Annotated in this window: 12 protein-coding genes; 7 read left to right on the top strand and 5 right to left on the bottom strand. The window is 63.9% G+C overall.

The window, feature by feature from the left end; translation table 11 throughout:
• Positions 1-20 precede the first annotated feature (20 nt).
• On the bottom strand, positions 21-1,109 hold the full coding sequence (locus NKH99_RS05165; protein WP_353013016.1) for a hypothetical protein: 1,089 nt from the start codon (positions 1,107-1,109) through the stop codon (positions 21-23).
• A gap of 100 nt (positions 1,110-1,209) precedes the next feature.
• On the opposite strand from NKH99_RS05165, the gene NKH99_RS05160 reads away from it, so the two are divergent.
• From NKH99_RS05160 to NKH99_RS05135, 6 genes are all read left to right on the top strand, one after another.
• Positions 1,210-1,662, top strand: coding sequence for a DsrE family protein (locus tag NKH99_RS05160; protein WP_353013013.1), 453 nt, complete (start codon positions 1,210-1,212; stop codon positions 1,660-1,662).
• A 171-nt stretch (positions 1,663-1,833) separates the two neighbouring features.
• Complete coding sequence (locus NKH99_RS05155) at positions 1,834-2,631, top strand: SDR family NAD(P)-dependent oxidoreductase (RefSeq protein WP_353013010.1); 798 nt, start codon at positions 1,834-1,836, stop codon at positions 2,629-2,631.
• A 49-nt stretch (positions 2,632-2,680) separates the two neighbouring features.
• A complete protein-coding gene (locus NKH99_RS05150; protein ID WP_352450553.1) occupies positions 2,681-2,989 on the top strand; it encodes a putative quinol monooxygenase in 309 nt (102 codons plus the stop codon).
• Positions 2,990-3,117: 128 nt separating this feature from the next.
• Positions 3,118-4,206: an AbrB family transcriptional regulator gene (locus NKH99_RS05145; RefSeq protein ID WP_352638269.1), complete on the top strand. Its 1,089-nt coding sequence runs from the start codon at positions 3,118-3,120 to the stop codon at positions 4,204-4,206.
• A 182-nt stretch (positions 4,207-4,388) separates the two neighbouring features.
• Positions 4,389-6,473, top strand: a complete 2,085-nt coding sequence (locus tag NKH99_RS05140) for a TonB-dependent siderophore receptor (protein ID WP_353013007.1) — start codon at positions 4,389-4,391, stop codon at positions 6,471-6,473.
• On the top strand, positions 6,473-7,687 hold the full coding sequence (locus NKH99_RS05135; protein WP_353013004.1) for an MFS transporter: 1,215 nt from the start codon (positions 6,473-6,475) through the stop codon (positions 7,685-7,687). The genes NKH99_RS05140 and NKH99_RS05135 overlap by 1 nt, the downstream gene beginning before the upstream one ends.
• A 20-nt stretch (positions 7,688-7,707) precedes the next feature.
• Here the strand turns inward: NKH99_RS05135 and NKH99_RS05130 are convergent, their stop codons facing one another.
• From NKH99_RS05130 to NKH99_RS05115, 4 genes are all read right to left on the bottom strand, one after another.
• Positions 7,708-8,784, bottom strand: coding sequence for a siderophore-interacting protein (locus NKH99_RS05130; RefSeq protein ID WP_353013001.1), 1,077 nt, complete (start codon positions 8,782-8,784; stop codon positions 7,708-7,710).
• Positions 8,785-8,979: 195 nt separating this feature from the next.
• The gene (locus tag NKH99_RS05125) at positions 8,980-9,294 is read right to left on the bottom strand and encodes a nuclear transport factor 2 family protein (protein ID WP_353012998.1); all 315 of its coding nucleotides are present in this window, start codon (positions 9,292-9,294) and stop codon (positions 8,980-8,982) included.
• Positions 9,295-9,312: 18 nt separating this feature from the next.
• Positions 9,313-10,089 carry an esterase family protein gene (locus tag NKH99_RS05120; protein ID WP_353012995.1) on the bottom strand — a complete coding sequence of 259 codons (777 nt, stop codon included), beginning with the start codon at positions 10,087-10,089 and terminating at the stop codon, positions 9,313-9,315.
• A gap of 4 nt (positions 10,090-10,093) precedes the next feature.
• Positions 10,094-11,260 (bottom strand): ATP-grasp domain-containing protein, encoded by a 1,167-nt coding sequence (locus NKH99_RS05115; protein WP_352540972.1) that lies wholly within the window; start codon positions 11,258-11,260, stop codon positions 10,094-10,096.
• Positions 11,261-12,013: 753 nt separating this feature from the next.
• On the opposite strand from NKH99_RS05115, the gene leuA reads away from it, so the two are divergent.
• Positions 12,014-13,750: a 2-isopropylmalate synthase gene (gene leuA, locus NKH99_RS05110; RefSeq protein ID WP_353012991.1), complete on the top strand. Its 1,737-nt coding sequence runs from the start codon at positions 12,014-12,016 to the stop codon at positions 13,748-13,750.
• Positions 13,751-13,860 lie beyond the last annotated feature (110 nt).

Raw genomic sequence — 13,860 nt, 5'->3', positions numbered from 1 at the left:
GGCATCGCGTCTCTGAACTGCTACAGCCCGCAGGCAGCCTGCGGCATCGGCTCCAGCCGGTAGATCTTGTCGTCGGAGCTGGTGTCGCCTTCCGCCGCTTTCGAGCACAGATCGATGATCGGCAGGCCGCTGTTCGGGTTGGCCAGCATCATCGTGCCGTTGGCGCCGCGGCGAAGGAAGACCTCCCTTTGCGCGATATCGCAGGAGGCAGCACCCGTCTTCGCGCTCGCCGCGCAGCGCCACTGGTCGCCCTCGCCCTGACAATTATAGACCTGCGTGACCTTGGCCGATTTCTGCCGCGTGGTAACCGAAACGGCGATATCGGCGCCGCTTGGCCAATTGGCCGGATCGCCCTCCTTGGCGAAAGACGCCAGCTCGACCGCTCCGCGGAAAACCCTGATCGACTGGGTCAGCTGGTCGGGATGCGAGCCGAGATGCCCGGCGTCGTAGTCGCGTCCGTAGCAGAAGGGCTGGTCCGGCTTCAGCCGCTCGCGCAATGGCGGGCCAAGTGCCGGGTCGATCGGGTCGATGCGCGCGAACTCCGCCTTGCAGGTGGCGGCCGGCATCGGATCGAGCCTGAAGCCGTTATCGTCCTTGCCCAGCGCCTGCCTTTCGTACTCCGCCTTGCCGAGCTCGTCTTCCGAGCCGGCGTCGAGATAGAGGTCGGGCTGCACGTCCGAGACGATCAGTCGGCCTTTGTCGTCGACCTTCAGCGAAGCCATGGTGCGGTCGCAGTCCATGCCGCAACGGATCGGGCCGGTCTTGCCGTCCTCCGACTCATGACTGCACCAGCCGCCAAGCCATTCAGGCGCCTCGGCGCCGCGCACCGTCGTCGCCATGAAGCCATTGTAGGAGGAATCGACGCCGGTGCTTGGCTCCTCGTTCGGCCGGCTGACCGGATCGCGGCCGTAATAGAAGAAGATGCGCGTCACCTTCTGCTGCGGATGCGATTTGAGATGCGCGGTGTCATAGACGCGGCCGAAGCAGGCGTCCTTGCCGTCGGGGCTGAGCTCGGTGAGTTTGAGCGTGTCATCGGCGAAAGCAGAGCCGGCGACGGCGGTGAGCAAGGCAACCCCAACTCCGGCGCCCATCACGGTCCTTGATATCATGCTGGCTCCCCCTGCCCCGACAAGACGTGGCTTCAATTTATGCTAGGATCGAGGCCGAGGCCATGCAATTTGCGCCGGCCGGATAAATGGAGATAAAGCCATGCGACGCCGCGATATTTTCCGCGTCGGTCTTGCCGGGGCCGCCGGGCTTTTCGGGCTGCGCCCCACCAAGGCGGCAGCCATTGAAGTCAAGGCCGTCGAAGAGGAAAGGCAGAAGGTCGCCTATCACCTCAGCGACCTCGACAAGGTCAATTTCGTGCTCGGCAACATCAAGAACCACTTCGAAGGCACCGACGGCAAGGTCGACATCGCGCTTGTCGTGCACGGCCCGGCACTTGCCGCCTTCAAGTCGAAGGGCATATCGGCCGCCATTTCCGGGCGGTTCGCCGGCCTTGTCCAGGATGGGCTCAGCCCGCACGCTTGCGCCAACACCATGCACGGCATGGATATCGGCCTGGCCGACCTGCTCGACGGCTTCCATGCAGCCGACAGGGGCGGCATCGTCAAGCTCGCCGAATTGCAACGCCAGGGCTACGCCTATCTCAGGCCATAGGGCAATTCCAGGAAAAGTGTGAAACGGTTTTCCGTCCGGAATTGCGTCAAGACAAAGAGGGAGCGGTTCGCCGTTTCCGTGAAACGGTGAACCGCTCTAAACTTTTACGGACTTGAACGCGAGGACTGCGAGGGCCTACGAAGAGCAGGCAGAGTCCCCGGAGGAATAGACGTGCCAGCCACCACCACCCTTGTCAGCCCCTCTCTGGTCATCCCCGACCTTGCCGGAAAGGCGGTCCTGGTCACCGGCGCCTCGACCGGCATCGGCGCGGCGCTCGCGCTCGCCTATGCCGCGCAGAAATGCCGCGTCGCGCTGCATTACAATTCGAGCCGCGCGGCTGCCGAAAACCTGGCCGCGACCATTCGCAACGGCGGCGGCGACGTGTTCCTCGCCCAGGGCGATTTCTCGATCCCCGCCGATGTCGAACGCGTCGTCGAGGACAGTGCGCAACATTTCGGCCGGCTCGACGGCCTCGTCAACAATGCCGGCGGCATGCTCGGCCGCGTGGCCTATGCCGAGCAGACCGAGGCGCATTACGACGCGGTGATGGACCTCAACGCGCGTTCCGTGCTGACAGCTTCGCGCAAGGCAATCCCATGGCTGAAGCGGCAGGGTGGCTTCATCGTCAACACCTCCTCGATCGCCGCGCGCAACGGCGCCGGTGGCGGCGCCGGCCTTTACGGCTCGGCCAAGGCCTTCGTCTCCAACGTCACGCGCGGCATGGCCAAGGAGCTGATCGGGTTCAACATCCGCGTCAACGCGGTGGCGCCCGGCACGATCGCGACACCTTTCCACGAGCGCTACTCGACCGACGACCAGATGAAAGGCATGATCGCCACCATCCCGCAGGGCCGCGCCGGCACCGCCGAGGACTGCGTCGGCGCCTATCTGTTCCTCTCCTCCGATCTGTTGAGCGGCTACATCATCGGCCAGGTGATCGAGGTCAATGGCGGGCAGTTGATGCCGTAGACGGCGAACTGCATACTCCCGGTTGCGTCATCTCAACGGAGCAAAGCGAATGTACGGACTGATCGGCAAGATGCGGGCGATGCGCGGCCAGCGTGACGCAATGATGGATATCCTGCTCGCCAGCACCGGTGCCATGCCCGGCTGCCTGAACTACATCATCGCCACCGACCCGGCCGATGCCGACGCGATCTGGGTGACCGAAGTGTGGACCGATGCCGAAAGCCACAAGGCTTCGCTGCAGCTGCCCGAAGTCCAGGCGGCAATCGCCAAGGCACGGCCGATCATCGCCGGCTTCGAGTTCCAGGTGGAGACGCATCCTGTTGGCGGGTTCGGCTTGCCGGCGGTGAAGGCGGGATAGAGGGAGAGGCCGGCAGGACAGAGGGGGGTGCGAAGGATCGCTGCGGATGGTTGGTGCCATTACCATCCAAGCCCTTTTCCGCGCAAAAAGGGTTCGCATTTTTTCGCGACCGGTCTAAGAGCCCATCTATGGATTCTTCCCCGAACCCGCCGGCCATCGAGCACCTGGCGCGGATCCACAAGGCCTGGCAGTGGCCGGTCCTGGTGGTGGTCTCGGTGCTGTTTGCCGGCGCGCTGGAACTCGCAGCCCTGCCCGCCGCGCTCTTGATCGGACCGATGCTGGCGGCCATAGCTGCCGGCACCAACGGCGCCACGGTGCGCGTGCCGCGGGTTCTGTTCGGCTCAGCCCAGGCGGTCGTCGGCTGCCTGGTCGCCAGTTCCATCTCGGCCGATATCTTTCCCGTCTTCTACAGGGAATGGCCGCTGTTCCTTGGCGTCGTGATGGCGACGGTCGCGGCATCCAGCCTGCTCGGCTGGCTGATCAGCCGCTGGCGCATCCTGCCCGGCACCACCGCGGTCTGGGGCTCGTCGCCGGGCGCGGCCACCGCCATGGTGCTGATGGCCGGTGCCTTCGGCGCCGACCAGCGCCTCGTCGCCTTTATGCTATATCTGCGCGTCATCTGCGTCTCGATGACGGCAGCCCTGGTGGCCAAGCTCTGGGTCGACACCTCGGGCATCGAGGTGCCGGCCATCGTCTGGTTTCCGCCGATAGACCCGCAAGGCTTGGCCGCAACATTCGGCGTGGCGCTGGTTGGCGGCCTCGCCGGAAAGCTTTTCCGGCTGCCGTCGCCGTTATTCCTCGGCACCTTCATTTTCGGCACCGTGATCCATCTCGGGCTCGGCGTGACCATGCAGTTGCCGCCCTGGCTGCTCGCCTTGAGCTATACGATGATCGGCTGGAGCATCGGCCTGAATTTCACCAGGGCCATTTTGCGCCACGCGGCCCGCGCGCTGCCGCAGATCGTCGGCTCGATCATTGCCCTGATCGTCTTTTGCGGCGGCCTCGCCTTCCTGATCAGCCGCCTGCTCGGCATCGATCCGCTGACCGCCTATCTGGCAACCAGCCCTGGCGGCATGGACAGCGTCGCCATCATCGCCGCCGCCGCGCAGCATGTCGACATCTCCTTCGTCATGGCGCTGCAATCGGCACGCTTCCTGATCGTGCTTCTGGTCGGCCCAAGCGTGGCGCGGCTGGTGGCGAGAAGCCTCAAACCATAGCAGCTCGCCTCTCCCTGATTGGTAGCCTGTTTTCCTGAAACCGGTCGCACTTTGCTGTCGCCGACCGTATCGGGCCAGCACCCGCACGAGCTCAAAAAATAACTTGACTCAAATACTCAGATTTGAGAGCCCCTTCCGTCAATGTACGGAAGAGTGGAGACGAGTTGATGCGGAAACGGACGATGACATGGCTCCTGGGGTTATCACTGCCGGGCAGCGTTGCCCTGCTCGGCCTGTCCGGGCCGGCTCACGCTCAGGACCAGGGCGGCGTCACGGTTCTCAACAAGATCGAGGTCGATGCCGAGAGCGACGAGATCCTCGTGCAGGACGGCTATGTCGCCAAGAAGGACCGCATCGGCACCAAGACCGACACGCCGATGGTCAAGATTCCGCAAGCCGTTTCGGTTGTGACGCAAAAGCAGATCGAGGACCAGAAGCCACGCACGCTGAACGAATCGCTCGGCTATGTCGCAAGCGCCAATCCCAACAGCTTCGGCTTCGACACCCGCTACGACGCCTTCTTCCTGCGCGGCTTCCAGGCCTTTTACAACGGCATGTTCCGCGACGGGCTGCGCCAGTACAACGGCCCCTCGGCCTGGTTCAAGACCGAGCCCTACGGCATCGAGGGCGTCACCATCCTGAAGGGTCCGGCCTCCTCGCTTTACGGCATCAGCGGTCCGGGTGGCATCGTCAATCTGGTCACCAAGCGCCCCAAGGAAGAACAGTTCCGCGAAATCGAGATGCTGCTAGGCGAACACAATCGCTTCCAGGCCGCACTCGACGCTTCCGGCCCGGTGAACGACGACGGCAGCATTCTCTACCGCTTCACCAGCCTCGGCCGCACCAGCGACACCGACCTGCCCGGTTATCCCGACGACAAGATCTATCTGGCGCCGGCCGTCAGCTTCAAGCCGGACGAGGATACCAGGCTGACCATCCTCGGCGAATATTCGAAATCCGTCACCGGCGGCACCGCTGCCTTCTACAATTCAGGCGGCGCTCTGACGAACCTCTACGAGGGCGATCCCGCCTGGAACGACTTCGACCAGACCCAGGGCCGCATCGGCTACGAGTTCGAGCACCGTTTCAACGACGTGCTGACGGTCCGGCAGAACCTTCGCTACAGCGCCGTCGACAGCGACATCGAATATAGCGGTCATTACCCGGACGGCGTGGATCTGAAACGCTATTGGGGTCACTACACCGAGACCATGAAGAACTTCGTCGTCGACAACATGGCGCAGTTCGAATTCGATACCGGCCAGGTCAGGCACACGGCGGTAGCCGGCATCGACTACGCCTGGTCGAATTATGACGCCGGCAGCGGTATCTCCTACGTTTCCGTCGACGACATCAAGGCCGCTCCGGTTCCTTACTCTGGCGGGCAGGAGATGAACCAGCTCGGCGCTTATCTGCATGACCAGATGGAGTGGAACGATTTCACCCTGTTCGCCAGCGGTCGCTACGACTGGGCCGACACCACCTCGACCGCCGCCGACTTCACCAGGTCCAAGCAGGACGACAGTGCCCTTTCCGGCCGGCTCGGCCTGTCCTACCAGACCGAATGGGGCATCACGCCCTATGTCAACTATTCGACGTCGTTCTCGCCCAATATCGGCTTCGTCTATGACGATGTCAGCAGTCCGATCGGTCGCGTCGCCCGTCCGACCATCGCGACGCAAAAGGAAATCGGCGTCAAATACGAGTTTGCCGATTACAACGCCGCCGTCAGCGCCGCTCTGTTCGACATCGACCAGAAGGATGGCGTCGTCTTCGACGCCTCGACCGGGATCAACAAGCAGCGCCAGCTCGACCTGAACTCGCGCGGCGTCGAACTGGAAGCCAGCGCCTCGCTCGACAACGGCCTCAGCATACTCGCCTCCTACACCTATCTGCGCGTGAAAATCGAACGCGGCGCCACGGGAACCGCAGGCAAGGAACTGTCGGCGACGCCAAATCACATCCTGTCGCTCTGGGGGCAGTACCAGTTCGAGGACGGCACGCTGCAGGGGCTCGGGCTGGGCAGCGGCGTTCGCGTTGCCGGCTCGAGCTATGGCGACGACACCAACACCTTCAAGAACGACGCGCGCGCCTTCGTCGACGCCTCGCTCTCCTACGATTTCGGCTGCAACCCCAAGCTCGAGGGCGTGAAGCTGCAGGTCAACGCCAAGAACCTGTTCGACACTCAAAAACCCATCTGCTCGGCCGGCTATTGCTACCGCGACGAGGGCCGCTCGCTGTTCGCCAGCCTGCGCTACCGCTTCTGATGTCGATCGCCGTTTCCAGCCGGGCATCGACGCCTGTCGCGATCGTCCTGGCGATCGGCGGGCTCTACGTCGCGCAGAGTGTGATCGGCGGCATCACCTGGGCGGGGCTGCCGGCGGTGATGCGCGACCAGGGCCTGCCGCTCGACCGGATCGGCCTGGTTTCGCTGATCGCGCTGCCATGGGCGCTCAAGTTTCTATGGGCGCCGGCCGTCGAGCGCTATCGGCTGCCGCCGGTCGGCAAGAACCGCACCGGCACGATCGTCGCCGCCGGTGGACTTGCGTCCATCGCCGGGCTGTGGGCCGTCGGCGCGCTCGGCCCGGAGGCCTGGTGGCCGGTCCTGGCCTGCCTGACCATCGTCGCCTTCGCCGCCTCGACGGTCGACATTGCCTGCGATGGTTTCGCCGTGCAGAGCCTGGCCAGGGAAAACCACGGCTGGGGCAATGCCGCGCAGGTCGGCGGCGCCTATCTCGGCTCGGCCATCGGCGCCGGCCTGTTTCTGCTTCTGGTCGACGCTTATGGCTGGCGCATCGCCGTTTGGGCGATGGCCTTGCTGCTCCTGCCGCTCGGCCTCCCCTTCCTGCTCGGCGCGGCCGGCCGCGCGCGCGAGGAGACGCGCGAGCATGTTCCCGGCCTCCTCGACGCGTTGAAGCGTCCCGAAATTCGGCGCGGCCTGGCAGCGTCGGCCATCTATGTCCTGGCCCAGAAGGCGGCACTCGCCATGCTCGGACCATTCCTGATCGACGCCGGGCTCGACCTCTCGATGGTCGGACTTGTCAACGGCGTCGGCAGCATGTTCGTCGGCCTGGCTGCCGCACTCGCCGGCGGCGCTCTCGTCAAATGGTTCGGCCCGCGCAACGTGCTCGTCCTGGCGCTTTTCCTGCAGGCCGGATCGCTGTTCTTCTTTTCGGTCTTCGATTTTCTTGGTGGCTTCTCGACCACCGCTTTGATGGCCATCGCGGTGCTCAGCTCGTCCGGCTTCATGGCTCTCGGTTTCGTCGCGCTTTACGCGCAGTTCATGCGCTGGTCAGATCCAAGACAGGCGGGCGTCGACTTCACGCTGTTCCAGTGCATGGACGCACTGATGAGCATGGCCGGCGGGATCGCGGCCGGCTACGCCGCGCAGTGTCTCGGCTATGGCGCGTTCTTCGCAGGCGCCGGCCTCGTCGCGATGCTGGCGGCCCCGGCGATCGCCTTCGTATCCGACCGCCGCTGACCGCGGAGCATCGTCGCGCGCTATTCTTCGCCGCCGTCCGCCGCTTGCGTCCCGCGGCGCCAGTAGGCGGTGACCAGATGCCGGTCGCGCGGCACACCCCATTCCTTGCGGACGATCCTGCGGATCTCGCGGAAATCGCCGAACTCGCATCCGGCCCAGACATAGAGATTGTCGGCAAGCGCGGTCCGGCTCCGCTGTCGCAGCACGGCCGATAACAGGCTGGCCGTGCCGGCCTCGCGCCCATGCCGATAGAGCCAGGTGACGGCAACGGTCTCGCCCGCGGCCAGCGGCATCCGATCGTCGGGACCACCGACCTCGATGAACGCTTCGGCGCGGGTTGACGGCGAAAGCTGCTCCAGGATCCTGCCGATCGCCGGAAGCGCGGTGTCGTCGCCGAGCAGCAGCAGGTTTTGCGCCTCGGGCACGCCGCCTCCGCCCGGTCCGATCATGCCGATGATCTCGCCGGCAACTGCCTTTTCGGCGAAAGCGGCCGCCGGCGTATCCATACCGGGGTGGAGGACGAAATCGACATCCAGCCAGCCGCTTGCGGCGTCCAGTGCCCGGATCGTGTAGACCCGCACGACGAGCGCGTCCTCGCCCGACGGCCAGACCATCAGGCCGTCGGCGCCCATCGACGGCCACACCGGCAGCCTGCCGCGCGGCGGCAGCAGCAGCCGCACATGCAGGCCGCCACGGCCAAAGCGGCCGAGATCGTTGCCGGTGAAGCGGACGCGCTGCATATGCGGAGAAATCCGCGTCGAGGACAGCACCGTGATCTCGCGGAAGAACACCGGCGTGCCAGCATCGCTGCCGTCGCCCTGCCAAGCGATGCCCCTGGTCGTGCCGAGATGTTGCGAGAAATGGCCGGCGACCGCCATCTTCATGTAGGACAGGCAGGTTTCATCCTCGGCCGCGACGCGGATCAGCACGTTGTCGTCACCGAGCGTCGCCTTCAACGAGCCGTAGTGCGTGCGAAATTCCCAATGATCGGCAAAGCCGGTATCGATCTCGGATTCGCCGTGCTCGGCGCGCAGCCTGTCCATCACCGACCGGATGGCGGCACCGCTGATCCGGGTTTGCGCACTCAATTGCTCCATCGCTCAGCCTTTCGATGCCGTTGAATTCGAGAACGCCCTGGACGTCGGCGCCTTTGCGGCATGCCACAGCCGGCCTGGCGTTTCCACTAAAAGATGATAAACATAGTCATGTTTTTGGTATCAAGCCAATGAGTCCCGCGCGAGCAACGGCGGCCGTGGCGGCGAGGTGGGCCTAAAGGGCCCTCAAAATATCCTTCAGCTGATCACCAGGCTGGAGATGCGGTCGCCGTCCAGGGTGAACGCCATGTCGCCCTCGCCGTTGAAGCCGTTGCCTGTGACAGCGATGCGCACCTTGTAGGTATCGCCCGCCGGTTCGATACGAATGATGCTAAGTTTGGACTGCACGCCGATATTGTCCGACTGGTTCCAGCGCGCAATCTGCTCGCGGCCCTTGAAGGACCGGCCCCAGTCGCTCAGGAAGGCATCGGGCGTGAACGTCTCGAGGAAAGCTTTGGTGTCGCCGGCGTTGGTAGCTTCGACAAAGCGGCGGATGGCATCGGGCGTGGTCATTTCCTTCCTCCAGGTGGCCTAATCCAGCCGGTGCATCAGATCGTCGTCCAGCCAGCGGGCGAAGAAATAGACCAGTTGCTTGTGCCACCACGGCCAGTCATGGGCGACATCGCCGCCCCAATAATCGACCCAGGCCGGAATCGACTTGTCACGCAGGATCTGTTCCAGCGCCTGCGTATCGGCCAGCATCCGTTCCTCCCAGGCACCCTGCCCGCAGCAGAAGATCAGCCGCAGCGCCTTCAGCCTGACAAGCAGCCCCGGATCGACGATACCCGGCAGGTAGTCGAGCGGCGAGTTGAAGAAAATTTGTCCGTCGAGCGCGCTGCCGAAGAAATCGTGGGTCGAGTAAACCCCCGACAGCGCGATGACGCCGCTGGCCAGTTCCGGAAAGCGGAAGACGAAATTCGACGAATGGTAGCCGCCCATCGAGCAGCCGCAAAACAGCGGCTTCAGCGTACGCCCGCCATTGGCCTCGGCCGCGGCAGACAGGAGTTCCGGCAGCGCCTCCTCGCGCACATAGCGGAAATACGCTTCATGCCGGGCGATGCGATGGGCCGGCTCGGCATGGCGGTCGAAGAACGATTCCGCATCGATGCCGTCCAGCGTGAACAACTGGATGCGACCGGTGTCGACGAACTCGGCGAGAGCCGAGACGGCGCCGGAATCCTCGAACTGGTAGAACCGCCCTTGCGAAGTCGGGAACACAACCACGGGTCGGCCGGCATGGCCGTAGCGCTTGTATTCCATGTCGCGGCCGAGGTTGCGGCCAAAACCCTTGTGGTAGGAAACGTCCATCGCCTCACGCCTTTTCCGCATGGATGTAGTCGACCGCCCGGCGCAGCGCCTTCGGGTCGGTGGAGCGCAGCTGATAGGCGTAGTTTCCCATGGCGCGGCTGAAAACCTCCTCGATGGCGTGATGATGGACGATCATGTCGCCATGGGCGGCCAGCACGTCGGCGTGGCTGTGCACATAGTTGAGGTGCCGCTTGCGGCTGGCATAGGCGGTGAAATACTTGCCCCTGTAAGGGCCGCCGGCGGCGTCCTTGACCACCATGTCGGCCCATGCGGCATAGACATCGATATCGAAGGTGTAATTGATGGCATCGGTCATCCAGGCGCCAGGCGGCCGCATGTTGACCTCCAGCGCGATGACCCGGTCGTCCCTGGTTTCGAACAGCTCGATGTGGAAGAAGCGCTCGCGCACGTCGAACGCCTTGAGGATTTTCCTGCCGGCCTCCTCGACCGCCCGGCTGATCTCGGGAAAACAGACATAGCTCATATGGCGGTCGCGGTTGACCACCTCCATGACGCTCTGGTCGTAGCGGTGGCTGGCGGCCAGCACCACCTCGCCGTCGCGGTTGACCAGCCCGTCATAGGTCACCACCAGTCCTTCGATGAATTGCTCCATGACGAAGCTGACGCCTTCCGGCTTGTCCCTGAAGAAGCTGTCGAGTTCGCCGGCGTTGGAGATTTTGAAAGTGTTCGAGGCGCCGGAGCCGGAATCCGGCTTCACCACCACGGGATAGCCGACGCGGCGGATGAAGGTCATGGCGCCGGCGCGGTCGGAGCACTTGCGTTGCGGGATGGTTTCGACGCCGCTCTTGCGGAAGAACGCCCGCATGCGGCTCTTGCGTTTCAAATTCTTGACGAAGTCGAGCTTGGTGCCGAAGATGTTGAAGTCGGTGCGGATATTGGCTTCCAGCTCCAGCCAATGCTCGTTGAGCGATTCGAACCGGTCGACGCGGCCCCATTTGTGGATGAAATGGCCGATCGCCCGGAACACCGGCTCGTACTCCTCCATGTCGTCGATGCGGTAATATTCCGAAAGGGCTGCCTTCAATTTGCCGTCCAGCGCATCGAACGGCGCGTCGCCAATGCCGAGCACGGTGGCGCCGGCCTTCTTCAGCCGGTCGCAGAAATCGGCGCCATTGGCTGGAAAATGCGGCGAGAAGAACACGAAGTTCATGGACGATCCCTCCCGGCGGCGAGCCATTGCACCCCCGCCGACAATCGACTCTGGCGCATTTGCCGGGCTCGGGGAAGAGCAACTGGATCAGGTGAGCGGCTGGGTCCGCGAAAGGTGACGCCAAAACCGTGAAATAAAAAACCCGCCTCGACGGCGGGTCCTCGGCGCCAGTCAGCACCATACCCAAATTAGTAGCATAGCTGCCGGCACAAAGCAAGAACAAAGTTGCTGTAATCAGGAAAAATCGGGATAGGTGGCTCGGCGAAGCCGAGACGGAGAGGGGACTGCGCCCTGCGAAGGCCCCCTCTCCGGCCGCGGAGCCTGTCTTCGGGGTTGCCGAAGGCAAGACCCGTGGGCGACCACCTCTCTCCCGTTTCGCGACGGCGCGGAACCCCGGTCTTGAGGCTGGATCGGCAGTTTCTGCGACAGCGAGGCCCCCACTTGCCTCGCTTTGCCCGCTCCTGTATGAAATCCGCCATGAGCCCGCGCGCCACCTCTTTTGCGTCCCGTCCGACCGGCATTGCCGGCCAGACCGTTCGCGCGCTCGCCTCCACCCTGCTGCTTCTCGGCCTTATCGGCGATCGCCGGGTTCGCTGAAGGAGCGCCCGGCGGTCGAATTCGCCGCTCACGCGCACGCTCCTTGGCCAGTCACAAAATTGGCACGTCACATCAAGCGAACGAAATTCTGGTAAAGGCGCCGCTCGCCACCAATCCGCCTGAAGCTGGATCCGCGAGCCGCCGGGAGAAAAGACGATGAACGCACGAGAAGATATCCGTCTGAATGTAGAGGAAACCGCCAGCCCCGCGAGGGGCATGCCGGATGCTGCCCGGAAGTACCAGCCCTATCCGACCGTCGGTCTTGCCGATCGCACCTGGCCCTCGAAAGTGATCGACAAGGCGCCGATCTGGTGCTCGGTCGACCTGCGCGACGGCAACCAGGCGCTGATCGATCCGATGGGCCAGGAACGCAAGGCGCGCATGTTCGCCCTGCTGCTCGACATGGGCTTCAAGGAGATCGAGATCGGCTTCCCGTCGGCCTCGCAGACCGACTTCGATTTCGCCCGCTGGTGCATCGAACAAGGCAACGTGCCCGCCGACGTCTCGCTGCAGGTGCTGGTGCAGTGCCGGCCCGAACTGATCACCCGCACTTTCGAGGCGCTGAAGGGCGCCACCAACCCGATCGTCCATTTCTATAACTCGACCAGCGAATTGCAGCGCCGCGTCGTCTTCGAGAAGGACGTCGCCGGCATCAAGCGCATCGCTACCGATGCGGCCAAGATGATCACCGACATGGCGGCCAAGGCCGGCGGCGGCTACCGTTTCGAATATTCGCCGGAGAGCTTTACCGGCACCGAGCTCGAAGTGGCGCTGGAGATCTGCAACGCAGTCACCGAGATCGTCAAGCCGACGGCGGAGAACAAGCTGATCATCAACCTGCCCTCCACGGTCGAGATGTCGACGCCCAACATCTACGCCGACCGCATCGAATGGATGTGCCGCAATCTCGACAACCGCGAGAACCTGTTGATCTCGCTGCATCCGCACAATGACCGCGGCACCGGCATCGCCACCACCGAACTCGGCCTGATGGCGGGCGCCGACCGCGTCGAAGGCACGCTGTTCGGCAACGGCGAGCGCACCGGCAATGTCGACATCGTGACGCTGGCGCTCAACATGTACACGCAAGGCGTCGATCCCGGGCTCGACTGCTCCGACATCAACCGCATGAAGGACGTCTACGAATACTCCAACCAGCTGAAGATCCCCGAGCGCCATCCCTATGTCGGCGAGCTCGTCTACACCGCCTTTTCCGGCTCGCACCAGGACGCTATCAACAAGGGCATGAAGGCGCTGCGCAAGGCCAACACGCAGCACTGGGAGGTGCCCTATCTGCCGATCGACCCGGCCGATGTCGGCCGCAGCTACGAAGCCATCATCCGCATCAACTCGCAGTCCGGTAAGGGCGGCATCGCCTATGTGCTGCATGCGGATTACGGCCTCAACCTGCCGCGCAACCTGCAGATCGAGTTCAGCCAGGCTATCCAGGCGATCACCGATGCCGAAGGCAAGGAGGTGCCGGCCAGGCGCATCTACGAGCGCTTTCTCGACACCTATGTCGACCAGCCCGGCGCGCGGCTGAAGTTCCTCGACCACCACACCTACCCCGACACCGAGGTCAAGGGCCGGCGCGTGGTTGAAGCGGTGATCCTCGACAGGGGCAAGGAGGTGACCATATCAGGCACCGGCACCGGCCCGATCGACGGCTTCGTCGATGCGCTGTCGCGCCATGTCGGGGTGCCGATGTCGGTGCTCGATTATTCCGAGCATTCCATGCAGCGCGGCTCGAATGCCTCGGCCATTTCCTATGTCGAGATGGAACATCCGGGCGGCAAGCTGTTCGGCGCCGGCATCAACACCAACATCGTCGCCGCGTCGCTCGAAGCCGTGGTTTCGGCGGCCAACCGCATCGTCGGCCGAAAGGGCGGCTAGCCGGGACTGCCAGGCCCGCGCATCAGCCCACCGGAAATTTTATCCGGTGGGTACGCTATCGCACCATAAGCACATGCTTGTAAGGCGCCGCCAGCGCGATATGATTGTAC

The sequence above is a fragment of the Mesorhizobium sp. M0854 genome (assembly GCF_040319815.1).
Taxonomy (GTDB): domain Bacteria; phylum Pseudomonadota; class Alphaproteobacteria; order Rhizobiales; family Rhizobiaceae; genus Mesorhizobium.
Note: the sequence above shows the minus strand (reverse complement) of the source record. Positions and strands in the feature narration are given on the sequence as shown.